The sequence below is a fragment of the Pseudomonas sp. LBUM1655 genome (assembly GCF_059716085.1).
The window spans coordinates 3,607,662-3,630,038 of record NZ_CP166801.1 but is presented as its reverse complement, the minus strand read 5'-3'; the positions used below and the strand labels follow the sequence as shown (position 1 = coordinate 3,630,038).

Annotated in this window: 19 protein-coding genes; 11 read left to right on the top strand and 8 right to left on the bottom strand. The window is 59.9% G+C overall.

What is annotated here, in order from left to right:
- The gene (locus ACA074_RS16135; protein WP_497657514.1) at window positions 1–1,098 is read left to right on the top strand and encodes an extracellular solute-binding protein; all 1,098 of its coding nucleotides are present in this window, start codon (window positions 1–3) and stop codon (window positions 1,096–1,098) included.
- 100 nt (window positions 1,099–1,198) lie between these two features.
- Here ACA074_RS16135 and ACA074_RS16130 read toward each other — a convergent pair whose 3' ends face one another.
- Genes ACA074_RS16130 through ACA074_RS16120 form a run of 3 tightly spaced genes read right to left on the bottom strand, consistent with a single transcriptional unit; the run spans window position 1,199 to window position 3,730 of the window.
- Window positions 1,199–1,816 (bottom strand): DNA-3-methyladenine glycosylase family protein, encoded by a 618-nt coding sequence (locus tag ACA074_RS16130; protein WP_497677366.1) that lies wholly within the window; start codon window positions 1,814–1,816, stop codon window positions 1,199–1,201.
- A gap of 1 nt (window position 1,817) precedes the next feature.
- Window positions 1,818–2,615 (bottom strand): isocitrate lyase/PEP mutase family protein, encoded by a 798-nt coding sequence (locus tag ACA074_RS16125; RefSeq protein ID WP_497677365.1) that lies wholly within the window; start codon window positions 2,613–2,615, stop codon window positions 1,818–1,820.
- Window positions 2,616–2,647: 32 nt separating this feature from the next.
- The gene (locus ACA074_RS16120; RefSeq protein ID WP_497677364.1) at window positions 2,648–3,730 is read right to left on the bottom strand and encodes a bifunctional transcriptional activator/DNA repair enzyme AdaA; all 1,083 of its coding nucleotides are present in this window, start codon (window positions 3,728–3,730) and stop codon (window positions 2,648–2,650) included.
- Between the two features lie 109 nt (window positions 3,731–3,839).
- Here ACA074_RS16120 and ACA074_RS16115 point away from each other — a divergent pair, with 109 nt between their 5' ends.
- The 5 genes from ACA074_RS16115 to ACA074_RS16095 all read left to right on the top strand — a co-directional run bounded on the left by ACA074_RS16115 (window position 3,840) and on the right by ACA074_RS16095 (window position 10,566).
- Window positions 3,840–4,283, top strand: a complete 444-nt coding sequence (locus tag ACA074_RS16115) for a VOC family protein (protein ID WP_489881247.1) — start codon at window positions 3,840–3,842, stop codon at window positions 4,281–4,283.
- Between the two features lie 130 nt (window positions 4,284–4,413).
- Window positions 4,414–5,028, top strand: coding sequence for a biliverdin-producing heme oxygenase (locus ACA074_RS16110; RefSeq protein ID WP_497677363.1), 615 nt, complete (start codon window positions 4,414–4,416; stop codon window positions 5,026–5,028).
- Window positions 5,025–7,262: an ATP-binding protein gene (locus tag ACA074_RS16105; protein ID WP_497677362.1), complete on the top strand. Its 2,238-nt coding sequence runs from the start codon at window positions 5,025–5,027 to the stop codon at window positions 7,260–7,262. Before ACA074_RS16110 ends, ACA074_RS16105 begins: the two co-directional genes overlap by 4 nt.
- 147 nt (window positions 7,263–7,409) lie before the next feature.
- Complete coding sequence (locus ACA074_RS16100; protein ID WP_497677361.1) at window positions 7,410–7,997, top strand: LysE family translocator; 588 nt, start codon at window positions 7,410–7,412, stop codon at window positions 7,995–7,997.
- 163 nt (window positions 7,998–8,160) lie between these two features.
- The gene (locus ACA074_RS16095; RefSeq protein WP_497677360.1) at window positions 8,161–10,566 is read left to right on the top strand and encodes a YncE family protein; all 2,406 of its coding nucleotides are present in this window, start codon (window positions 8,161–8,163) and stop codon (window positions 10,564–10,566) included.
- Between the two features lie 48 nt (window positions 10,567–10,614).
- On the opposite strand, the gene ACA074_RS16090 is transcribed toward ACA074_RS16095, so the two are convergent.
- From ACA074_RS16090 to ACA074_RS16080, 3 genes are all read right to left on the bottom strand, one after another.
- Window positions 10,615–11,448 carry a helix-turn-helix transcriptional regulator gene (locus tag ACA074_RS16090; protein WP_497677359.1) on the bottom strand — a complete coding sequence of 278 codons (834 nt, stop codon included), beginning with the start codon at window positions 11,446–11,448 and terminating at the stop codon, window positions 10,615–10,617.
- Between the two features lie 62 nt (window positions 11,449–11,510).
- The gene (locus ACA074_RS16085; RefSeq protein WP_497677358.1) at window positions 11,511–12,179 is read right to left on the bottom strand and encodes a class I SAM-dependent methyltransferase; all 669 of its coding nucleotides are present in this window, start codon (window positions 12,177–12,179) and stop codon (window positions 11,511–11,513) included.
- Window positions 12,180–12,293: 114 nt separating this feature from the next.
- The gene (locus ACA074_RS16080; protein ID WP_497677357.1) at window positions 12,294–12,659 is read right to left on the bottom strand and encodes a DUF6124 family protein; all 366 of its coding nucleotides are present in this window, start codon (window positions 12,657–12,659) and stop codon (window positions 12,294–12,296) included.
- Window positions 12,660–13,060: 401 nt separating this feature from the next.
- On the opposite strand from ACA074_RS16080, the gene ACA074_RS16075 reads away from it, so the two are divergent.
- The gene (locus ACA074_RS16075) at window positions 13,061–13,453 is read left to right on the top strand and encodes a GFA family protein (RefSeq protein ID WP_497677356.1); all 393 of its coding nucleotides are present in this window, start codon (window positions 13,061–13,063) and stop codon (window positions 13,451–13,453) included.
- A 124-nt stretch (window positions 13,454–13,577) separates the two neighbouring features.
- Here the strand turns inward: ACA074_RS16075 and ACA074_RS16070 are convergent, their stop codons facing one another.
- A complete protein-coding gene (locus ACA074_RS16070) occupies window positions 13,578–14,408 on the bottom strand; it encodes an alpha/beta fold hydrolase (protein ID WP_497677355.1) in 831 nt (276 codons plus the stop codon).
- Window positions 14,409–14,649: 241 nt separating this feature from the next.
- Here ACA074_RS16070 and ACA074_RS16065 point away from each other — a divergent pair, with 241 nt between their 5' ends.
- The 4 genes from ACA074_RS16065 (at window position 14,650) to ACA074_RS16050 (ending at window position 18,895) form a co-directional block, all read left to right on the top strand.
- Window positions 14,650–15,105: a (2Fe-2S)-binding protein gene (locus ACA074_RS16065; RefSeq protein ID WP_497677354.1), complete on the top strand. Its 456-nt coding sequence runs from the start codon at window positions 14,650–14,652 to the stop codon at window positions 15,103–15,105.
- A 20-nt stretch (window positions 15,106–15,125) separates the two neighbouring features.
- Window positions 15,126–17,288: a xanthine dehydrogenase family protein molybdopterin-binding subunit gene (locus ACA074_RS16060; protein ID WP_497677353.1), complete on the top strand. Its 2,163-nt coding sequence runs from the start codon at window positions 15,126–15,128 to the stop codon at window positions 17,286–17,288.
- 1 nt (window position 17,289) lies between these two features.
- Window positions 17,290–17,868, top strand: coding sequence for a hypothetical protein (locus ACA074_RS16055; RefSeq protein WP_489881237.1), 579 nt, complete (start codon window positions 17,290–17,292; stop codon window positions 17,866–17,868).
- A gap of 61 nt (window positions 17,869–17,929) precedes the next feature.
- Window positions 17,930–18,895, top strand: a complete 966-nt coding sequence (locus ACA074_RS16050) for a sensor domain-containing diguanylate cyclase (protein ID WP_497657503.1) — start codon at window positions 17,930–17,932, stop codon at window positions 18,893–18,895.
- Between the two features lie 21 nt (window positions 18,896–18,916).
- On the opposite strand, the gene ACA074_RS16045 is transcribed toward ACA074_RS16050, so the two are convergent.
- Complete coding sequence (locus ACA074_RS16045; RefSeq protein ID WP_497677352.1) at window positions 18,917–22,351, bottom strand: hypothetical protein; 3,435 nt, start codon at window positions 22,349–22,351, stop codon at window positions 18,917–18,919.
- Window positions 22,352–22,377 lie beyond the last annotated feature (26 nt).

The window sequence follows — 22,377 nt, the reverse complement described above, 5'->3', positions numbered from 1 at the left end:
ATGGGCCTGCACAAACTGACTCAAGCGTTAATGCTGGTGCTTGCACCCTTGTGTGTGCAGGCCGCCGACACCGCCAAACCGGTGGTTAATCTGTATATCTGGGGCGAGTACCTGGCCCCGGATACCCTGAAGAATTTCGAGGCGAAAACCGGTATTCATGTGGTCGCCGATCACTTTGATTCGCTGGAAACGGTGGAGACCAAACTGCTCACCGGGCGCAGCGGTTACGACTTGGTGCTGACCGCCGGCCAGCACCTGTCGCGAGCCATCGAGAGCGGTGCGATCCAGCCGCTGGACAAGGCGAAAGTGCCGCACTTCGCCGGGGTCGGTGAGGAGTTTCGCCAGCACATGGCGGTGTTCGATCCCGGCAACCGTTATGCCGGGATTTACGCCTGGGGCACCACCGGTGTGGGGTATCAGGAGCAGGCTATCAAGCAGCGTTTGCCTGATGCGCCGACGGACAGTTGGGCGATGTTGTTTGATCCGGCGGTGGTCTCGAAATTCGCCGATTGTGGGGTGAGCCTGCTCAACGATCCCAATGAAGTGTTTGCTGCGGTCATGAAGTACATGGGCCTGGACATCAACCGGCAGAACCTCGATGACCTGAAACTTGCCGAGCAGCAACTGGCGAAAATCCGTCCGTATATTCGCTACTTCGACAACGACCTGAACATCAGCGACCTGGCCAACGGCAACACCTGCGTGGCGATGTCGTGGAATGGCAACGTCGCCATCGCCGGCGGGCAGGCGCAGGCGGCCGGCAAACCGTTCAAACTCAGTTATCGGATACCGAAGGAGGGCACGCTGATCTGGTTCGACGCCATGGTCATTCCCAAGGACGCACCGCATCCGCAGGCCGGGTTGGCATTGATGGACTATTTGATGACCCCGGAGGTGATTGCGCCAATCACCGACACCATTCACTACGCCAATGCGATCACGGCGGCGGACGGGTTGGTGGAGGCGGCGATTCGCAATGATCCGGGGACGTATCCGTCGGCCGAGGTGAGGGCTTCGTTGTACAGCAAGAACGACAACGGCAAAGCGTTCAATCGGGCGTTGATTCGGGCGTTCAGTCGCTTGAAGTCTGGCCTGTAAATGGGTGTTAAATCGACTGACGCCTTCGCGAGCAGGCTCGCTCCCACAGGGAACTGCATTTCAAATGTGGGAGCCTGCTCGCGAAGAACGATAACGCGGTCTACGGCTTGGCCACCCGCCACAAATACCAAGCCGCCACCGTCCGAAACGGACTCCAGCCCAATCCCACCTCAACCATTTGCCTGCGCGTCGGCAGCACCTCCAGCCCCTTCAGCCGCCGATAGCCCTCACGCACACCGAAATCATCTGCCGGCAACACATCCATCCGCTCCAGGCTGTAAATCAGCAGCATCTCGACAGTCCAGCGCCCGACGCCGCGCAAGCTGACCAGCCGCTCGATCAGCACTTCGTCGTCCATGGCCAGCGCCGTGGCGTAATCCGGCACCACGCCGTCCAGCGTGGCTTGGGCAATGCCTTGAATCGTCGCGATCTTGCCCGCCGAAAACCCGCAGCCGCGCATTCGATCAAAGTCGGTCGCAAGAATCTGCTCAGGCCGAGGAAACGACTGACCGGGAAACAACCCGACCAGCCGCCCGATAATCGCATCCCCGGCCTTGGCATGCAGTTGCTGATAGGCAATCGCCCGCACCAATGATTCGTAGGGATCGCGCGCCGGATGCGGTTGATGCAGGCAAGGCCCGACAACCGCGACGTGCCGCTGCCAATCAGCATCGAGCGCGGCCAGAAATTCAGTGGCAGCCTGATAGACCTCGACCATGCTATTTCAGCAATCCGTTGACTTCGCCGTAGGAGAACGCCTTCAGATCGTGGGTATCGAGTTTGCCGGTGTCGAGGAAGCTTTTCACCAGCCCGCCCATCGCGCCATACATGAACTCGGCAATGCCGGAGCCGGCGCTCAAGCGGTGTACGCCCAGTGCTTGCAGCTCGGCAGGCGAGGGCAGGCCGGCTAAGCCCAGCACGTTGACCGGCAACGCAGTGCCCTTGCAGATGGCTTCAATCTCGTAGGCAGCGGTGACGCCTGCAGCAAACAGACCATCGGCGCCGGCGGCCTGATACAACGCGGCACGACGCAGGGTTTCGGCGACGCGGTCTTCGGCTGGCACCAGACCTTTGAGGTAAACATCGGTACGGGCATTGATGAACAGCTTCACATCGCGTTTATTGGCGACTTGCCGCGCCAGTTCGATCTTGCGCGCCAGCAATTCGGGATCAGCCGATCCGTCCTCGATATTGATCCCTACGGCGCCCGCTGCGATGACCGCGTCGAGCACTTCGGCCACGCGCCCGAGGTCATCGGAGTAACCGGCCTCGACGTCGACGGTCAACGGCACGCTGATCACCCGGGCAATCGACTCCACGGTGGAAACCAGGCGTTCGAGGGGCAGGGTGTTGCCGTCCGGATAACCGTGCGCCCAGGCCACGGCGCTGCTGCTGGTGGCCACGGCTTTACCGCCCAGATGTTCGACCAGTCGCGCACCGGTGGCGTCGCCTACGTTGGTCAGGATCAGCAGGCCTTGCTGGTGCAATTGGTGAAACTGCGTGTCGAGCGCGTTCATCAAAATCCCTTCTTGTCGGTTGTGTCGAATCGTCAGAAAGCCAGTTGTTGCGTGATTTGCATCGCGGCGTTTTCCAGCCTCAGCAGAAACGCCTTGCGCGGCTGTCCTCCACCATAGCCGGTGAGCGAGCCATCCGCGCCGATCACCCGATGACACGGCACCACAATCGCCAAGCGGTTGTGCCCGTTGGCCAGGCCGACTGCGCGACTGGCGCCGGGTTTGCCCAAACCGGCGGCAATCGCGCCGTAGGTGGCAGTGTGGCCATAGGGGATTTGCAGCAGATGCGCCCAGACCTGACGGTCGAACGGGCTGCCGGGCAAGTGCAGGGCGACAGTAAACGCGGTCAGTCGGCCGGCGAAATACTCCGCCAGTTCGCCTTCGATCTGCTTCAAATGCGCATTGTGTCCCGGGGCGACTGCGTAGCCGTAACGGTTCTGCAGCTCTTCTACTTCGCGGGTCAGCGCCGGCCGATCAAGAAACTCCAGCAATACAAGTCCACGACGCTCGGCCATGGCAATCATCGGCCCCAGCGGCGTGGTCAGACGCGTGAACAACAGCGGCTCGCTGGCCGCCGCACGGCCCGGGGTGATGTGGAACGACTTCTGGAACGCGTCGCGAAAGCCGCTGAGGGATTCGTAGCCGGAGTCGAACGCCGCGTGATCAATCGAGGTGCCTTGCCTGATCCCGCCCAGTGCCATGCCGAGCCGACGGGTGCGCAACCACGCATGGAAAGTCATACCGAAATGCTGCTTGAACCAGCGCCGCAGTTTCAGCGGCTCAATGCCTTCGGCGAGCAGTTGCGCATCGCTCCAGCGCATCTCGGGATCGGCCTCTACCGCGTTGAGCAGGCGCTGCACCCAGTCCGGCGCAATGGCCGCCGCGTCCAGCGGCTTGCAGCGCAAACACGCGCGATAGCCTGCAGACATGCATTCATCGGCATGGGCGAAGAATTCGACGTTTTCCGGTTTCGGCTTGCGCGCCGTGCAGCTGGGGCGGCAGAAGATCCCGGTGGTTTTCACGGCCGTGAAGAACACGCCTTCATAGGCGGTGTCACTTTCGAGCATGGCGCGAACCATTTCGGCGTGGGGCGGCAGGGCAGCGGTTTGTATGTTCATGGCGTGAGAGTAAAACCAGTTTGTCGATGGCTCCACCGAAAAATCGACAGTGAATTTTTTTGTATTTGCACCACAATCACCGGGTCGCTGAATGTAAGGAATCCAACTCATGCAACCGTTCGTCATTCAACACATCGATCACATCGTATTGCGCGTCGCGGACCTGCAACGCAGCATCGACTTCTACGGCCGTGTGTTCGGCGCCGAAGTGGTCAAATACAACGAGCCGCTGGGGCTGGTGCACCTGCGCGCCGGCACTTCGTTGATCGACCTGATTGATCTCGCCGGCGAACTCGGGCGCAAGGGCGGCGGGGCGGCGGGTGCCGAGCGGCGCAACGTCGATCACTTCTGCCTGCGCATCGAGCCGTTCGATGAAGCGGCGCTGATCGCCCACTTGCAGGCACACGGCCTGAGCGTCGAAAAAGCCGCCACCCGTTTCGGCGCCGAGGGCAATGGCCTGTCGCTGTACTGTTTTGATCCGGATGGCAATCAGGTCGAACTCAAAGGCCCGTCCCCAGACAAGTCGAACTTTCCGGACACGAGCCGAGTCTGAACGGATCTGAGGGTGATGGTTGCGCCAGATAACGCTATCTATCCGGCGAGCATAGGCGTAAGCCATGTAAGTTCCGCCCTTGTGTTGCGAACCCGAATGGCCCCAGGCGGCCCCACCAAGAGCGATATACATGCCAGCAAAGGCCCGTGAAATTTATGTGCCACTCGTGCTGCAAGATCTGCGAGCCGGCACTGCCGAACTGCACATCGCACTGGAAAAACGCCTTCCTTTTTTCTCCGATACCCTCGATGCGCAAGCTTTTGGGCGCCTGATGCAGGCCTATTACGGTTTCTACGCGCCTCTGGAAAACGCATTGCAGCGCAGCGGTTCAGTCCCCGACGATTTTGATTTGATGCCACGTCTCAAGACCCACACGCTGCGCGGCGATCTGCGTGCACTGGGTATGGCAGACGCCGCGCTGGCAAGCCTGCCGATCTGCCAGCAGTTGCCGCTGATCGACTCCAGCGCTGCCTGCCTTGGCGTGTTGTACGTGCTTGAAGGCGCAACCCTGGGCGGGCAGATCCTGCGCCGGGAAATCGCCGCGCGTCTGGCTGTGGATGCCGACAACGGCGCGGCATTTCTGGATATTTACGGTGCCTCGACCGGTCGGCGCTGGCGTGATTTCATCGAATACCTGGGCAGTCGCCCGATGGACGCCGCCGAGCGTGAGGCCGTCGTGTGTGCCGCCCAATCTACATTCAGCTGTTTCGAGCGCTGGCTCGAAAGCCAGGAGGTGCTGGCGTGACCGAGCAAGAAAAAGAGACGTTTGAACAACTGCTGAGCAATTGTGCCGACGAGCCGATTCGTTTCCCCGGCGCGATCCAGCCCCACGGCTTGCTGCTGACCCTGAGCGAGCCTGCGCTGGACATCATTCAAGTCAGCGCCAACGTCGAAACCCTGCTGGCCCGCGCGCCAGAAGAGCTCATTGGTCAGCCGCTGGAGCGCCTGATCGGCGACGTGGATGCCCAGGCCGTGCGCGTGGCGTTGCAGCAACCGGCACTCTTCGATGTGCCACCGCTGCGTTTTCAGCTCAATGGCACGGCGTTCGAAGGCTTGCTGCATCGCCATCAAGACGTGTTGATTCTGGAGCTGGAAATCCACGCGGAGAACTTCCAGCCACGCAACGTTGCCGGTAATCAAACCCTCTTGGGGCGGATGCTCCAGCGCCTGCACGCGGCGACCACGTTGCAGGCGCTGTACGACATCAGCGTCCAGGAAATCCAGGCCCTGACCGGTTACGACCGAGTGCTGATCTACCGTTTCGAGGAGGAGGGCCACGGTCAGGTCATCGCCGAAGCCTCCTCCCCATCGATGGAAGTGTTCAATGGCCTGTTCTTCCCGGCCTCGGACATTCCCGAGCAGGCCCGCGAGTTGTACCGCACCAACTGGCTGCGGATCATCCCCAATGCCGACTATCAACCGGTGCCGCTGGTGCCGAAGCTGCGTCCTGACACGCAGACGCCGCTGGATTTGAGTTTCGCCACGCTGCGTAGCGTGTCGCCGATTCACTGCCAATACATGAAGAACATGGGCGTGCTGTCGTCGATGAGCATTTCCCTGCTCAAGGGCGACAAGCTGTGGGGCCTGATCAGTTGCGGCAATCGTCAGCCGTTGCATGTGCCGCATGAATTGCGCAGCGCATGCCAGACCATCGGCCAGGTGCTGTCGTTGCAGATCAGCGCGATGGAATCTCTGGAAATAAGCCGTCAGCGAGAAGAGAAGCTCGATGCGCTGGCGCTGCTCAACCAAGCGATGATCGATTCGCCGCAAAACGTTTTCGATGGCCTGGCTAACCTGCCGCAAACCCTCATGGCGCTGACCAATGCGGGCGGTGTCGCGATCATTGAAGACAAGCAGATGCACCATTACGGTATCTGCCCGGAACCCGATGAGATCCGCGCCCTGCACAAATGGCTGCAAGAGAGCGGCCAGTCGGTGTTCGCCAGTCATCATCTGGCCAGCGTTTATCCGCCGGCCGCGCAATATCAGCAGGTAACCAGCGGCGTGCTTGCCATGAGTCTGCCCAAACCAGTGGAAAACGGCGTGCTGTGGTTCCGTCCCGAGGTGAAAGAAAACATCAACTGGAGCGGTGATCCGCGCAAACCGCTGGCGCTGGAAAATTCCGACGCCGGGTTGCATCTGCGTCCGCGCACGTCGTTCGAAATCTGGAAAGTCGAGATGGCCGGGATCTCCACCAAGTGGAGCCACGGCGACCTGTTCGCCGCCAACGACCTGCGCCGTTCGGCGCTGGAAAACGATCTGGCCCGCCAGGTGCGCCGCGAGCAGGATGCGGTGCACGCCCGTGATGAGTTGGTGGCGGTGGTCTCGCACGACCTGCGTAACCCGATGACGGTCATTTCGATGCTCTGCGGTCTGCTGCAAAAGGACTTCAGCTCCGAAGGTCACCATCCCTCGCGGCGCATCTCCACGGCCATCGACACCATGCAACAGGCCGCCGCACGCATGAATACGCTGCTGGAAGACTTGCTCGATACTTCGAAAATCGATGCCGGACGCTACACCATTACGCCGCAGCGGCTCGACGTGGGGCAGATGTTCGACGAAGCTCAAGCCTTGCTCGGGCCGCTGGCGCAGGACAAGGACATCCGCATTTCCTTCGAGGCCGATCCCGGCCTGCGTATCCATGCCGACCCCGAGCGCTTGTTTCAGGTGCTGTCGAATCTGGTCGGCAACGCGATCAAGTTCACCCCGCGCCTGGGCGCAGTCGATGTGCTGGCCAAATCCGTGGGCAGCGATATTGTTTTCACCGTGCGCGACAGTGGTGAAGGCATTCCCAAGGAAAACCTGGCCCGCGTCTTCGACCGTTACTGGACTGTGAAAGAGGGCAACCCGACCGGCACCGGCCTGGGTTTGTACATCAGCCAAGGCATTGTCGAAGCCCATGGCGGGCGGATTTTCGCCGAAAGCGAGGTGGGGCAGGGCAGCGAGTTCCGCTTCACCGTGCCGCGCCTGGACTGATCGCCGAAACACCTGAACCTCGTGTAGGAGCAACCTGCGGCAGCTCCTGTACAGAGTGTGTTGTTGGCAGGGTGATTTTCTTCAATACCGGGGGCGGGGCGCTGGTTACCGTGAGCGCCTTGTTCCCCGATTTGAAGCAGGTGTGCGATGAGTCTGATTATCTCGATGGCGGCGTTTGCCCTGGCCGCGTCCATTACCCCCGGCCCGGTCAACATCGTCGCGCTGAGTTCCGGCGCGCAGTTCGGCTTTCGCGCCAGCCAGCGGCATGTCCTCGGCGCGACGCTGGGGTTTGTGCTGCTACTGGTGCTGATGGGCCTGGGCTTGCATGAAGTCCTCAAGCTCTGGCCGTTCATGACCCGCGTGGTGCAACTGGCCGGGGTGGCGTTTCTGCTGTTCATGGCCTGGAAGCTGGCGACCGACAACGGGCAGTTGAACGCCGGCGACTCGGGCCGCGCGCCATCGATGCTCTATGGCGCGGTCATGCAGTGGCTCAACCCGAAAGCCTGGCTGGCCTGCGTGGCCGGCATGGGCGCGTTTGTCGCCGATGGCGAGGCCCGGTTGGTCTGGCAGTTTGCGGCGGTGTATCTGGTGATCTGCTATGTGTCGGTGGGCTGCTGGGTGTATGCCGGGACGTTCTTGCGCGGCTATCTGAGCAACCCGGCGGGGATGCGCCTGTTCAACAGGCTGATGGCGGGGTTGTTGGTGGTGAGTGCGATTTATCTGTTGTTGCCGTAGCAGCCAGGCAAGGTCACCCGATCGCAGACTTTTTTGGTGCTGACCGTCCGTCAGAAAACGCTGCCTACCTGTAATTTCTGACAGTGGGCGACACATTTGCTCCGGGTGTTTAATCCCTTGTGTAGCGGCCGCCTTGCGGCCCCATTATCAAGGACGGTTCCTCATGACATCTGGTCAAGCAATCCCTGGCGTGCTCGTGCTCTATCCGCTGAAATTCGCCGGGGCGACCTCTGGCGTGATTGTCGATCCCGCACCGCCGGCCGGGACGCCGGTTGAAGGGCTGCCGCAATCGAGTTTCAAGGAAGTCATCAGGCGTGATGGCAGTCGGGAAGGGGCGGTGCAGGCTATCGTGGACCCGCCGACGGGCGGCAGTTATCTCAATATTGCGCTGTATGTGAAGGGGCCTCGGGATACACAACGGCAGTTGCTGGAACGCAAACCGGTGCCAACGGCTGATCAGGATAAGCAGACGTCGTTCAACGTCTTCCAGTCATCGCTCAATGACGGTGTGCACGTGTTCACGTATGACGTCGAGCGCGTGAGCGGGAATGCCTCCACTTCGACGGAATCATGGGCGCTTTACTACCGAGACCTTCCCGGTGGCAACGATGTGCCCGGCAGCGGCGCTCACCCCGACCTGACGCTCAGCCTGCCGGCGGAGTTGGGCGATCCCCCGCAGATCGGCAAGGACGAGGTCGACAAGGGGGTCCCCATGACGTTGTCCTATCCATTCATGAAAGCGTATGACCTGATCACGCTTGAGTTGAGCCGGGAGCGCTTCACTTACACCGTACAACCCGGCCAGGAAGGCCGGCCTTACGTGATTACCGTGACCCGGGCGATGTTCGAGCAGGCGGGTAGCAATGTGCGGTTTCCGATCGCCTATACCGTGGTCGATCAGGTCAACAACCCGACGGACAAGCGCCGTTGGTCAAGAACCATCGAGGCGAATGTCGACACCGAGCGCGCGACGCTGGTGGCGCCGGATTTAAGTGAGGATCCTGACGATCCGGCAGATGATCCTGACACCATTGACCTGGGAAAACTGAAGGATTTTCTCTATGTGCAGGTTCATGTTTTTGAACCATTGTGGGCAAAGGATGATGAAATTCGCGTGAGCTATACCTGCACGCCGCCTTCCGGATTAGCGGTGACGCACAGCGCCGAGGCAACGGTGGTCCGTTTGCCGTTTACGTATAAGTTGCAGGTGCCTGCGGCCAAGGTGCTCGCGGGTGGCAACGTGTCGGTGACGTATGAGCAAGTCAGGGGGGGCAAGGTGTTTGGCGTTTCCCGCGCGGCCGAGGCATGGGTCATCGGGCAAGGGGTTCCCGATGTGCAATTGAAGTTCCTCAACGAACCTTTCGTGGCGGCTGTGGCAGGACGGTTGAAAGACATCAGGCTGAGCTTGACGCGATCGGGCAATCCCGTCGTTGGAGTCATTGCCGTGACTCTCCCGGACGGCACGACGTTTGCCGATGGCGCAGGGGGGACGCGCGAACTTACGACACAAACGGACGGTACGCTGACGGTAAGCGGCGTAAAAGCGGCGATTACCCCGGGCGCCTATTCACTGACTGCAGCCTTTGGTAATGCCATCGCCACGGCGGAGCTGACCATCAATCAATACGGTCCGCTTGGGCCGATCGCAATGCCCCCCACAATCCGCGGTATCACACTCAGTTCGGACGGTAACTTCGCTTACGTCAATGGAACCGGAGCGTTGCATGTGATCGATACCGCAAGTTCCAGGTTGCTGACGCCAACGACTCTGCCGACCGGGTCGGGAGAAATCGTCCTCGACCTCTCCGGTTCACGTGCTTTTGCCTGCTGCTACGACGGTAACGTGGCGGTCATTGATACGGCCGGTTCCGCAGTAATCGCCAGGATTCCAGCGGCGGGTTATCCGGCCGGAATTGTATTGAGCAAGGACGGTTCAAAGGCGTTTGTCAGCACCTGGACCGGTAATACCGTTGTGGTGATCGATACTCTGAATTTAGAGGCAATCAAGACCATTACTGTTGGCCGAAGCCCCCGAGGGATGGACATATCGCCGGACGGTCGTCTGGTATACGTGGCTAATTACGAAAGCCAGACCGTTTCCGTCATTGACGCGCAGACACTCGAGGGTGTCCGAACGGTGCAAGTGAATATGGGCATTCACGATGTCGCGATCAGTCCGGATGGCAACAGTCTTTACGTCGGTGGAGGTCTGCCTAATCAAGGAACCGTGGTGCAATTGGACACCCGCGACTGGTCGAGGATCAGATCCATTTCCTTCCCTCAGTACGTCTCTGGTCTTGCCGTTAACCACGCCGGCACCAGAGCCTATGTTTGCGGATGGGGAAACCGAATCAGCACGGTTGACACGGCAACTGGCATCGTCATCGATACACCCATGGTTGGCACGGGGCCGGTGGCGGTTGCGATCAGCAATGACAATGCGCGAGCATTCGTGTTGTGCCCCTCGGGCAACACGGTATCAGTCATCTCGTTGGCGGAGGGCGCCGGTTTGGGCGCACAGAGCTTTAATGAACCGGGCGGAGAAGACATCATCCCGTTGCCATGGTAGCCGTCTGCGCCTGCCGGGGAGTTGCGATCCTCTGATCATGCTCTCGAGTCAGCCGCGATATTGGCCGGGGGTCGCCGCCAGATGCTGTTTGAACGCCCGTTGAAAGTGCGCTTGATCGGCAAACCCGGCTTCGAGCGCTACATCCGCAATCAACTGTCCTCTGCGCAACCGCTCGCGGGCGAACTGGATGCGCTGGTTGACCACAAACGCGTGCGGCGTCATGCCGTAATGCTGTTTGAAAGCGCGGATCAGGTAGGACGGTGACAGCTGCGCCGCGCTGCAAATGTCGTCGAGGCTCAGCAGCTCGGTGCAGTGTTCGCGGATGAAATCGGCGGCGCGTTCAAGCTTGAAATTCGGTTCTCGCACGGGCGCTTGCGCCGGGTTCAAGCGCAGTTGCAGATCGGTGAAAAACTCCACCGCGGCGCTGTGTTTGCGCAAGACATCCTGTTGGTCATTGACCAGCACCTCATACAACCCGTTGAGATCATTGAACAGCCTGGCGTCGTCGAGATGCGTGGTCGCGAAGCGACGAAATTCCACGTCGGCGGCAAACCCCAGTTGATGCTGCAAATCCGTCAGCCATGGCGTTTCCACGTACAGCATCACGTATGACCACGGCTGATCATCGATCGGATTGCACGCATGCACATCACCGGGATTCATCAACACCACGGTGCCCGCCGCCACTTCGAACTGCGTCTGTTCGTGCACATACGTGCTGCGCCCGGCGGTGATCGCACCGATAGAAAAATGCGCGTGAGAATGCCGCGCATAGCAGACTTCGCGGCCATCGGCGATGGCCCGCGCCTCGATAAAGGGCAGGGCGTCGTCGCGCCAGAAGCGTGGGGCTTTTTCAGGGTTTTTCGCGGCAGCGTGTTTCATCGAAGTCATCCCGGCAGGCCAGTGGCCGATTGTATTAGCTCTGGCCGGCAAAGGCTCTGAAACTAGCACCGCTCAGCCACTAGCAGCAAAGACTGCGGCACAGGGCTTTGCGGATGCTGTGGCTCTTGCAGTGCGGCCAGTTGAAATCCGGCCATTTCCAGCGCGTTGACCCAGCTCGACAACGTACGAAAGTACCAGGGCATGGGCTGCCACTGACCCTTGAACCCGGCGAAAGTCTCTTCCCGCCAGCCGTCCTGATAATCACCCGCCGCGACGACCCAAGGGTGCAATGTCTGAATCACCAGTGCGCCGCCGGGCACCAGCAACGCGTTCATCGCGGCGAGCAACGGGATGATGTCCTGTTGCAGCAAAGAGAAATTCGCGCAGATGAGGTCATAGTCGCGACCGATGTCCACCGTCGCCTCAACCAACGCTTCATAACGGGCAACATGCGCCTGCGATGCACCGGCCAGACGTGCCGCTTCCACCAGCGTCGCATCGCCATCCACGCCCGTCGCCTCAATGCCCCGATCCACCAGTGCCCGCAACAGCCAGCCTTCGCCGCAACCGAGGTCGAGCACCCGCTGCGGTTGACGGCCCATGATCGCCAACAGAATCGCCTGATCGGTGACCTGTTGACGGCTTTCGATGGCGCCGCTGCGGATCACTTCGATCCAGGCGTGGGCGTTGTTGTGCCAGCTCTGCAACAGGGTGGATTCGGGTGAGGGCATGTCGGTGTCCGGACAGTTGAGTGGAGGATGCCGTTTGCAAAAAATCAGTATGGACGCCGGACTCAAGATCGCCATGCAGGATGCACTGGCCCTGCATGGCGATCCGTCGGGTACCTAACGCGGCAGGCGCAGCTTATCCAGCAATCGGTTGACCAACAGCTCGTTCAACATGATCACCTGTTGCAGCGCCAGCAGCGGTTTACGCTCCGGGCCACCCACCGAGTCAGCGATGTTACCGGCCATGGCATGGGCGTATGACAGCGATTCACAGGCTTCGACCAGCAGGGTTTCGTCATCCAGCGTGGGGTCGACGAGAAAGACGGGGCGAAACTTGGGCGATGCTGGCGGAGCTGCCAGGTCTTCGGGCTTGAGGTAGTAGTCGAGGGCGCGATCGGTTGCCTCTTTTACCTTTTGCGGGTCGAGCGCGGGGTCGTGGGGGATTGGATCGGTGTGTGGTGGGTTTGGCGTAACTTTGAACATATATCTAATTCCTAAAGTAGGGCCGCAACCGTTCTCTACTAAAAGAAGGGTGGCGGCTGTGCGCAGGTTAGTAGACCGGTGGAATTAGCAAGACCGGCGCGCCCGAGAGCGCCCTGCGCACAACCACCATCAAGTGCAGGAAAACGACCTACCTGACTGAATGGTGCTCATGCACTTACTAATACCAATCGGGCTACTAAACCCGACCACTGATCGGCAGTGGCAGGGAAACGATAGAGGTCGAGGGCTAAGCGCACAAGCCGGCGGATTCTGGCGTACGCGTAGGTAACGGCGCAAGGTGTTGTAGCCTGTATGGCGTAACGCGGCGTGTCATTTAAACGCGCTCAGAGAATGATGTTTATGCATGAAAAATGTCGGATGGCGGAAGGAGGAGGTGCAACATGAACCCATTCACCGGCGGTTGCCTCTGCGGCGATGTCCGTTTCGAAGTATCAGGCCAGCCCTACCGCGTCGGCATCTGCCACTGCCTCGACTGCCGCAAGCGCCACGGCGCGCTGTTCGGTACCTCGGCCATATTTCCCGAGGATGCGTTGAAGGTCATCGGCGAAACCCGTGACTATAACGGGCGCTTTTTCTGCCCGCGCTGCGGTTCACCGGTGTTCACGCGGTCGGCAGATGAAGTGGAAGTCAACGTCGGGTCGCTCGATGAACCGAACCAGTGCAAGCCCACCTATGAGCTCTGGACCATTCGCCGTGAGGCGTGGCTACCGGCGCTGCCACTGGCTCACCATTACGAACGTGACCGTGAAGGCACAGAGCGCACAGAGCAATAGTGGACCCATTGTGGGAGCGAGCCTGCTCGCGAAAGCGGTGGGTCATTCAGCTCAAGTGCAACTGACAGATTGCTTTCGCGAGCAGGCTCGCTCCCACAGGGGAAGTGGATGGCTGCTGTTCAACTCAGCCGCGAATAAAGGCTAAAAGATCCGCGTTAATCGTCTCCGCCTCAGTCGTCGGCATCCCGTGCGGAAACCCCGGATACGACTTCAACGTGCCATTTGGCAGCAGTTTCGCCGACATTGGCCCCGAGTTTTCGTACGGCACAATCTGATCATCCTCGCCATGCATGACCAGCACCGGCACGGTGACCTTCTTCAAGTCTTCGGTGAAATCCGTCTGCGAGAACGCCACGATGCCGTCGTAATGCGCCTTGGCGCCGCCGATCATGCCCTGACGCCACCAGTTGGCGATGATGCCTTCCGACGGCGTGGCCCCCGGCCGGTTGTAGCCATAAAAAGGCCCACTCGGAATATCGCGATAAAACTGCGCCCGATTCGCCGCCAGTTGCGCCTGCAAATCATCGAACACTGATTTCGGCAAACCACCCGGATTGCTCTCGGTCTGCACCATCAATGGCGGCACGGCGCTGATGAGCACCCCTTTGGCGACGTTGTCCTGACCATGGCGGGCGATGTAGTGGATGACTTCGCCGCCACCAGTGGAGTGGCCGACATGCACGACGTTTTTCACGCCCAGGTGGTTGACCACGGCCAGGGCATCATCGGCGTAGTGATCCATATCGTGGCCATCCCAGACCTGACTGGAGCGCCCATGGCCCCGGCGATCATGGGCAATCACCCGAAAGCCTTGCCCCAGAAAGAACAGCATCTGCGCGTCCCAGTCATCCGAACTCAGTGGCCAGCCGTGGTGGAAGTGGATGACCGGCGCGTCTTTGGGCCCCCAGTCCTTGTAGAAAATCTCGACGCCGTCTTTGGTGGTGACAAATCCCATGTTCGCTACTCCTGATCAAAGTAGAGGTTCGGTTTGCATGACAGTGTGCCCTCGCGCTCACTCGGGTGAGAGCCGTTATCAACTGTAGGATTAAAGCCGACATCTGCATGACCGGTGGTCGCCGCATCTGGCCTAAAACGCAAATTACGCTTAGCTGAAAGGGATAAGCCGAGGCGCGCGCAGGTATTGATGGCCGCAGCAACGCCCCTTCAGAACACCGTGAGTCTGAGGAAATTTCCCGATGCTGACCTTGAATATCAATGGCAAGGATCAGGAGCTCGATGTCCCCGCGGACATGCCGTTGCTCTGGGTCCTGCGCGATGTCGCGCACCTGACCGGTACCAAATTCGGCTGCGGCATGGCCCAGTGCGGCGCCTGTACCGTGCATGTCGATGGTGCGCCGTTGCGATCCTGTATCACCCCGGCCACCGCCGTCGCCCATGGGCAGAAAATTCTCACCATCGAAGGCTTGTCCACGGACGGTTCGCACCCGGTGCAGCAAGCCTGGGCCGAACTTGATGTGGTGCAGTGCGGTTACTGCCAGTCCGGGCAGATCATGTCCGCCGCTGCTTTATTGGCGAAGATTCCCAAACCCACCGACAGCGATATCGATCAGGCGCTCTCCGGCAATATCTGCCGCTGCGGCACCTACCCAAGAATTCGTGCCGCGGTAAAACGTGCGTCCGAGATCGGTTGAACCTGACGGGGAGATAGACCATGAACAGTCCCGTATCGCGTCGGGGTTTTCTCAAGGGCAGCGCCATGTTGGGCGGCGGTCTGGTGGTGGCGTTTGTCGTGCCCGGTGCCCATCGTTTTGCTTTGGCGGCAGAGAATGAAGGCAAGGTCTTCGCGCCGAACGCCTTTCTGCGTATCGCCGCTGATAACAGCGTCACCGTGCTGCTTGGCCATTCGGAAATGGGGCAGGGCATCTGGACTGGCCTGACCATGCTGATCGCCGAAGAGCTGGATGCCGACTGGTCGAAAATACGTGTCGAACATTCGCCGGCCTCGGCAGCGGATTACGGCATGCCCGGTTTTGGCGGCATGCAGATTACCGGTGGCTCGACGTCAACCTGGATGGAGTTCGACCGCTATCGGTTGGCGGGTGCTACGGCGCGGCAGATGCTGGTGGAAGCGGCGGCCAAGCGTTTTGAGGTGGCGCCTTCGACGATTCGCACCGAATCGGGCGTGGTGATCGCGGGTGATAAACGCGCGACTTATGGCGAATTGGCCGACGCCGCCGGGCAACTGCCGGTGCCGGATCCAAAGTCGATCACTTTCAAGGAAGCCAAGGACTGGAAAGTCATTGGCAAACCCACCAAACGCCTCGACACCCCGGAGAAAATCACCGGTCGCGCCAAGTTCGGCATGGACGTGCAATTTGAAGGCTTGATGACCGCCATGGTCTCCCGCGCACCAGCGTTCGGGGCCACGGTCAAATCCTTCGAAGGCGCCGAGGCGCTGGCGGTGCCGGGCGTGCATAAAGTGCTGCAAGTGCCGACCGGTGTGGCGGTGATCGCTGACCATTACTGGGCGGCGAAGCTCGGTCGCGACGCGCTGAAGGTTGATTGGGATCTGGGGCCGCACGCGGATCTGAGCAGTGAAAAACTGCTCGAGAGCTTTCGCAAACTGGCCGCGACACCGGGCACTTCGGCCAGTCAGGCCGGGGATGCCAAGGGTAATTTCAGCAAAGCGGCGAAGAAAGTCGACGTCGAATACAGCGTGCCTTATCTCGCCCATGCGCCGATGGAGCCCTTGAATTGCACGGTAAAAATCAGCGCCGAGAAGTGTGAGATCTGGACGGGTACGCAGTTTCAGACGCTGGATCAGATGGTCGCCGGGAAAATCACCGGGCTGAAACCCGAGCAAGTGGAAATCCACACAGAATTCCTCGGCGGCGGTTTTGGCCGGCGGGCCAATCCAACCTCGGACTTTGTCGCCGAAGCGGTGGAGGTGGCGAAAGCGGCAGGCATGCCGGTGAAAACCGTGTGGTCGCGGGAGGACGACATTCGCGGCGGTTACTACCGTTCGATGTTTTTGCATCAGGCGCGTGTCGGCCTTGGCGCCGATGGGCTGCCGCTGGCCTGGCAGCATGTGCTGGTCGGCCAGTCGATCATGACCGGCACGTTGATGGAAGCGACCATGGTCAAGAACGGCATTGATCCGACCTCGGTCGAGGGCGTCGCCGACAGCCCTTACGTCAAAGACCTGGCCCATCATCAGGTCGAGCTGCACTCGCCGCAGACCGGCATCAATGTGTTGTGGATGCGTTCGGTGGGGCATACCCATACCGCGTTTGTCATGGAATCGCTGATCGATGAACTGGCCACAGCGGCGGGCAAGGACCCGCTGGAATATCGACGCACGCTGCTCAAGGCGCATCCGCGGCATCTCGGCGTGCTCAATCTGGCGGTGGAGAAGGCCAACTGGAAAGCGCCGTTGCCTGACGGCCATGCCTTGGGCGTGGCGGTACACGAGTCGTTCGGCAGTTATGTGGCGCAGGTGGCCGAGGTCTCGCAGGACAATCTGGCCATTCGTGTGCATCGGGTGGTGTGTGCGGTGGATTGTGGGATCGCGGTCAACCCGCAGAGCATCGCCGCGCAGATGGAGTCGTGCATCACCTTCGGCCTGGGCATGGCGCTGCACAATAAGCTCACGCTGAAGAACGGCGGGGTGGTGCAGTCCAACTATCACGATTATCAGGTGCTGCGGCTCAACGAGATGCCGGTGGTCGAGGTGCATATCGTGCCCAGCAGCGAGAAACCCGGCGGCATCGGCGAGGCCGGTGTGCCGCCGACCGCGCCGGCGGTGGCCAACGCGCTGTTTGCCTTGACCGGGCAACGCCTGCGCGAGCTGCCGCTGCAACTGTCGGGGGTGTGAGATGAAACGACATCTGCTGTTGGGAACGGTGGTTTTGCTTGGGTTGGGCGGCTACGCCTCAGACTTGTTCGCCGAGGATCAGGAAGCCTTGAAGGCGTTCGGCACGATTCAGAAAGTTTTCCAGAGCCCGCGCTGCCAGAACTGCCACATCCCCGGGGACTCACCGCTGCAGTTCGATGCCGGCACGCCACACGCGATGAACGTGGTGCGCGGCATGGACGGCAAAGGCGCCGCCGGTTTGCCCTGCGCGACCTGTCATGCCGAAAGCAATCCGCCGGCCAGTTACGGCCCCCACGCACCACCGGGCGCGCCGCACTGGAGCCTGCCACCGGCCGCGCACAAAATGGCCTGGATCGGCCTGCCGCCGGACAAGTTGTGCGCAATGATCAAGGACCGTTCCAGCAACGGTGACCGCGATTTTGCCGCGCTGATCAAACACGTCAGCGAGGACAAACTGGTGCTCTGGGGTTGGAATCCCGGAACAGGGCGTGCGCCGGTGCCGGTGCCGCACGACCTATTCGTGAACCAGTTCAAGCTCTGGGCTGATGCTGGCGGGCCATGTCCGGTGGCCGGGAGTTGACGGTGTGACCGGGCGGCGAATCAGGCTACTCTAAGGGCCACTGACCTCGATGGAGTGTGTGATGCTGGTTCCCGGAAAACCCGCCAATGAAGCCGCGCGAATTCAAGTGCTGCACGGCCTCGACCTTCTCGATTCGGCTCCCGAAGAGCGTTTCGACCGACTCACGCGACTGGCCAAGCGTCTGTTCAATGTGCCGATCGCCTTGGTGACGCTGGTGGACAAGGATCGTCAGTGGTTCAAGTCCTGTGTCGGGCTGAATGTCACTGAAACCTCGCGGGACGTGTCTTTCTGCGGCCACGCCATTCTCAAGAATGACTTGTTGCTGGTGCCTGATGCCCGCCAGGACGAGCGCTTTCACGACAATCCGCTAGTGACCGGCGAGCCGCACATTCGCTTCTATGCCGGCTATCCACTGACCGTGCCTACTGGCAACAAAATGGGCACGCTGTGCCTGATCGACACCAAACCCCGCGAACTCGACGACGAAGAGCGCGCGCTGCTGCGTGATCTGGCAGAGATGGCCGAGCAAGAGCTGACGGCCGTGCAAATGGCGAGCATGGACGAGCTGACGCTGCTCTCCAATCGTCGCGGTTTCAAGCAATTGGCCCAGCATGCACTGGACGCCTGCGCGCGGCTGAACCGGCCGGCCACTTTGCTGTTTTTCGACCTCAATGACTTCAAGCAGATCAACGATCTCTATGGCCATGCCGAGGGCGATGGTGCATTGAAGACCTTCGCTGATGTGCTGCGCATTGCCTTTCGCGAAAGTGATGTGGTCGGGCGTCTGGGCGGCGATGAGTTTGTGGCGTTGCTGACCGGCTCCAGTCATATCGAAACCACGGCGATCATGGCGCGGCTCAAGGAAATCCTCGAAGAGCGCAACGCTACGTTGCACCGTGGTTATGCCATTCGTTTCAGCGTCGGCCAGATCGAATATGACCCGCAGCGGCATGACACGGTGGATCGACTGCTGGCAGATGCAGATGGAGCGATGTATGCCCATAAACAGGCCTTGAAGCGCATCTGATCGGGGCTTTGTGGTTCAAAGTCAAACGGTCGATGCCTGGATGGATTGAAAAAACGCCATCCAGGCCTGATGAATACCTTCAGCTTCTTGGAGCTCGATCGCACGGTTGGCCCGTTCCAGGGCCGAGGCCTGTTGAACGGCGAACAGGCGTTCTACTGCTGTGCTGGCAATCGTCTGGATTCTTGATGACGTGAATGTTGCGGGGATTTGTTGATAGGCGCCAACTGCCAACTGTCCTTGCTCGATTTCGATTCTTTTGATCTGGCCACGACAGGTGCCTGGGCTTCTTGCCGTTGCGCCTTGCAGGTACGTCTCTGCGTCGAATGGCAGGCTTGTGCTGGTCGTTTTCGCGGATGCCGACACCAGCGTGGAATAGTTGATGTCCTGACGTAGATGAACGGCTCGCTCTCGAATGAATATCTCGTAAATTCGTGGCAGCTCACTTTGGCAGGAGACGATCATGGCAAACAATCCAGCCGCCGGATTCTGCTTATCTGCGACAGCCTGGCCCGGGGGTTGTGCTGTTACCGGATGCAGGGCGAAGAATCCCAGTGGGCCGGTCTCCAGATCGAGTCGTTGCTGAAGCGGTAATTCACAGAACGATTCCTTGATCAGGGCCACGTAGGCGTCCTTCATTCGTTCCAGTCGGCTTTTGAGCTGCACCAGGAACGCGCCGGCAACCGACGTGAGCTGGTCAAACGACGGTGCCAGCAGCGATAGCTGCACTTGCGGGAGTGTCGAGCTCCAATTGCTCCATTCAGTGGTCAGCTTCTGCGCCATGTGCAACTCGACCAGCGAATACTTTTCGGTCGGCGCCGCGTCAGGCGCGGTCGGTGTGGCTGACTCTTTCCTGCATTTGGGCAGCCATATCAGGCACCTTTCTTCCAGGTACAACGCGTCAGGAAACACCTTGCGCAGATCTTGCAGGGCAACGGTGTACGGTGTTGCGAAGGGTGCGCGAAAGGCCAGCTCGGTATGGGTGAACATCCTCTGTCCATGCAGGACAAACGCATTGTCGGCTGCATTGAGTGTGGCGGCATCATAGAGCGCATCCGTCTGGACCGAGTCGCGTTGAATCACGCCTCTGGCAATGGCCCAATCGGCTACCAGAGAGACGGGTGCTTTCTTCGAGCGGAACTCCTGCAGGTGGGGAATCATGGGCAGGGCGGACAGTGTCATGATTTCGTTGTAACTCATCAAACGGGTCATGCCGGGGGCGTGGTTTTCGATGAAGAGCACCACTTGTTTGAGCTTCACCCATGAGTGCGCGGTCATGTAGGCGAGTGAAGCGGGGATGCCGCGGACCAGAAATTCCGGAGCGATACCTGAGAGCAGTAGATGTGTCGCCAGGGTTTTCTGCTTGATGCGATGCAGCGCGAATTGCCCATCGATAAAGCGTCGGACATCCTTGTACGACTCACCCCAAAAAAAGCTGTCATTGAGCGGCTGATCGATCACCTTGCCTGGCTGCTGGCCTGCCAGAGGATCGAGACTGAGGATCAAGGCAGTCAGTAACAGATACTCACGATTGGTGGCTATGTCTTCCTTTTTCTTCCATTTTTCAGGATCAAGCTTTTCCAGCAGACGATTGCCCAATTGATGCGCACGTGGCGAAATCAGTATCTGGCTGAGCAGCGAATCGGCTTTGGCTTGCAGCACTGTGGCGCTCAGATCAGGTACCACGCCTTCGCTCAGATAATCGATCAATGCAACGCAAGTGTGCGCCAGGAATGCTGCGCTGGCGTCGATGATCAACTTGCGTCGCTCGGCGGTGAGGCCCGGCGAGCCGCTACCGGGGGAGCCGAGCATGTACCAGTGATTCGTAAAGCCTGGGGGGAGCAACTGGTAGGGTTTCATCCACTGCGCGATGATCCCGGCGACTTGCGCGTTTGCAGGCAGCGGGATTTCGTAGAAACCCATCATTTGCTTGAGTGTCACCAGTCCGTTGGTACGCAAGGCGCCGCCGGCCTTGTCGGCCAACAGCCGAAGTTCATCGCGTTTGGTTTTGAGCGTGCTGTTTTGTTCTACCTGCGTCGTCAGGTCCTCCCAGTTCTTTTTCTTCCCTGGTGTGCCGACATGACCTGAACGGGTCAGAAGCAGCGGGCTGTCGGCGGGCAGTTGGTTAGCCTTCAAGAGCCGCTGAAATTCGCTGCTATCTCTGAAACTCAGCAATCGTTGTTTGCCCGTCACTGTCTTTTCGCCCAATGCGGATTCCGGGTCTGGCGCACTGAGGTAGTAGAGGTCGATTTCGGCACCTGCCTCCTTGTTCCAGGCCAGTACTTCAAGGAGCAAATGGATATTGCGAAAGTCCTCAACATTCGCAAAAGCACGCTTGTAACGTTGGATGAGCTTGCGCGTCTGGATGTGTTCACTGACGTAGGGCAGGGGCGGCCATTTGTGCTGTCGCAGTCGAGTGAGCAAGTCGCGGGCGGCGTCGAGGGTGGCGGGTATCTCAAACCCGTAACACTCAAGAAGCTGATCGAGGTTGAAAAACTCATCGCTGGCGATGACGCAACTCAGTTTTCCTGCTGCGCTTATCAGCTCAGCCAATGAGTCGTCTGGCAGACCGTCATCGAACAGACTTTGTGGGTGTTCAATGATCGAACCATCGTTGCAAGTGAACGAAAATATCTGCTCCTTCAATGAGTAACGGCAGGTCACGAAGGGCGTGGCATCTGCGGCCAAGGTCAGAAACGCCTCATTGTGAACCAGTGCCATCATGGCCGTCGTCCCACGGTGCATGAGGGTGGTCAGCCAGGATCCGTGACGCAGACGTACGCGGGTAAGGTCCAACTGCAAGGGCTGGTTCTGTCTTAGGGTATTGATCGACTGCTCGAGCGCGGTAGCCAGAACCTGGTAGTCGGCCGTTTGCGCGTTGCGCTCGGCAACCACTGCCGACGTCGTGTGCGCGTCGCTTGCGATCGGCGCGAATCCGCTGGCTTTTAGCTCATCGATGATCACCTGAGCCTGCATACGGTTTTCCGGCTCGGGATAACCGTAAAACGCCAGCACGAGCGCCCGGGGAATCAGGCAAAGCGGGTTGGCGGATTTGCCGCCGACGGAGGGTAGACCCAGTCCTGCGGGGTCGATTTTGCGGGCGATGGACAAGGGCGGAAACGCGACTTTCCACCACAGGGAGTCATCTTGCTGGGTGAACGTGCGCGTGGTGAGGACGCCGTCCTTGAGGGTCGAGGCGTGCAGCGTGTCACCTTTGAGGCTGAGGGTGTCCAGGTCGATGTCGAACGTGCTGGCCCAATCGAGAAAGCTCGAGCGATCAAGGCTGACCCAGTAGAGCTCCATCCATTCACGCAGCAGGCTGTTGCGAGGGATATCGAGGGTTCGCGCGAGTGCGACCTCCGGCGTTGCGGTCGGGAGCGCCGAGAGCTCTTTGATCACGATTTGAACCATGGCAGGTTCGTGCTTTTCGTCAGGTGCAAGGGCTGGCTGAGGGGGCATGGGTGTTCTCCAGTAAGCAGCAAAAA

What these genes read in the sequence shown, in the direction of transcription:
- ACA074_RS16135 (WP_497657514.1), top strand. Translation starts at nt 1, where the DNA reads ATGGGCCTGCACAAACTGACTCAAGCGTTAATGCTGGTGCTTGCACCC.
- ACA074_RS16130 (WP_497677366.1), bottom strand. Translation starts at nt 1,816, where the DNA reads ATGGTCGAGGTCTATCAGGCTGCCACTGAATTTCTGGCCGCGCTCGAT.
- ACA074_RS16125 (WP_497677365.1), bottom strand. Translation starts at nt 2,615, where the DNA reads ATGAACGCGCTCGACACGCAGTTTCACCAATTGCACCAGCAAGGCCTG.
- ACA074_RS16120 (WP_497677364.1), bottom strand. Translation starts at nt 3,730, where the DNA reads ATGAACATACAAACCGCTGCCCTGCCGCCCCACGCCGAAATGGTTCGC.
- ACA074_RS16115 (WP_489881247.1), top strand. Translation starts at nt 3,840, where the DNA reads ATGCAACCGTTCGTCATTCAACACATCGATCACATCGTATTGCGCGTC.
- ACA074_RS16110 (WP_497677363.1), top strand. Translation starts at nt 4,414, where the DNA reads ATGCCAGCAAAGGCCCGTGAAATTTATGTGCCACTCGTGCTGCAAGAT.
- ACA074_RS16100 (WP_497677361.1), top strand. Translation starts at nt 7,410, where the DNA reads ATGAGTCTGATTATCTCGATGGCGGCGTTTGCCCTGGCCGCGTCCATT.
- ACA074_RS16095 (WP_497677360.1), top strand. Translation starts at nt 8,161, where the DNA reads ATGACATCTGGTCAAGCAATCCCTGGCGTGCTCGTGCTCTATCCGCTG.
- ACA074_RS16090 (WP_497677359.1), bottom strand. Translation starts at nt 11,448, where the DNA reads ATGAAACACGCTGCCGCGAAAAACCCTGAAAAAGCCCCACGCTTCTGG.
- ACA074_RS16085 (WP_497677358.1), bottom strand. Translation starts at nt 12,179, where the DNA reads ATGCCCTCACCCGAATCCACCCTGTTGCAGAGCTGGCACAACAACGCC.
- ACA074_RS16080 (WP_497677357.1), bottom strand. Translation starts at nt 12,659, where the DNA reads ATGTTCAAAGTTACGCCAAACCCACCACACACCGATCCAATCCCCCAC.
- ACA074_RS16075 (WP_497677356.1), top strand. Translation starts at nt 13,061, where the DNA reads ATGAACCCATTCACCGGCGGTTGCCTCTGCGGCGATGTCCGTTTCGAA.
- ACA074_RS16070 (WP_497677355.1), bottom strand. Translation starts at nt 14,408, where the DNA reads ATGGGATTTGTCACCACCAAAGACGGCGTCGAGATTTTCTACAAGGAC.
- ACA074_RS16065 (WP_497677354.1), top strand. Translation starts at nt 14,650, where the DNA reads ATGCTGACCTTGAATATCAATGGCAAGGATCAGGAGCTCGATGTCCCC.
- ACA074_RS16060 (WP_497677353.1), top strand. Translation starts at nt 15,126, where the DNA reads ATGAACAGTCCCGTATCGCGTCGGGGTTTTCTCAAGGGCAGCGCCATG.
- ACA074_RS16055 (WP_489881237.1), top strand. Translation starts at nt 17,290, where the DNA reads ATGAAACGACATCTGCTGTTGGGAACGGTGGTTTTGCTTGGGTTGGGC.
- ACA074_RS16050 (WP_497657503.1), top strand. Translation starts at nt 17,930, where the DNA reads ATGCTGGTTCCCGGAAAACCCGCCAATGAAGCCGCGCGAATTCAAGTG.
- ACA074_RS16045 (WP_497677352.1), bottom strand. Translation starts at nt 22,351, where the DNA reads ATGCCCCCTCAGCCAGCCCTTGCACCTGACGAAAAGCACGAACCTGCC.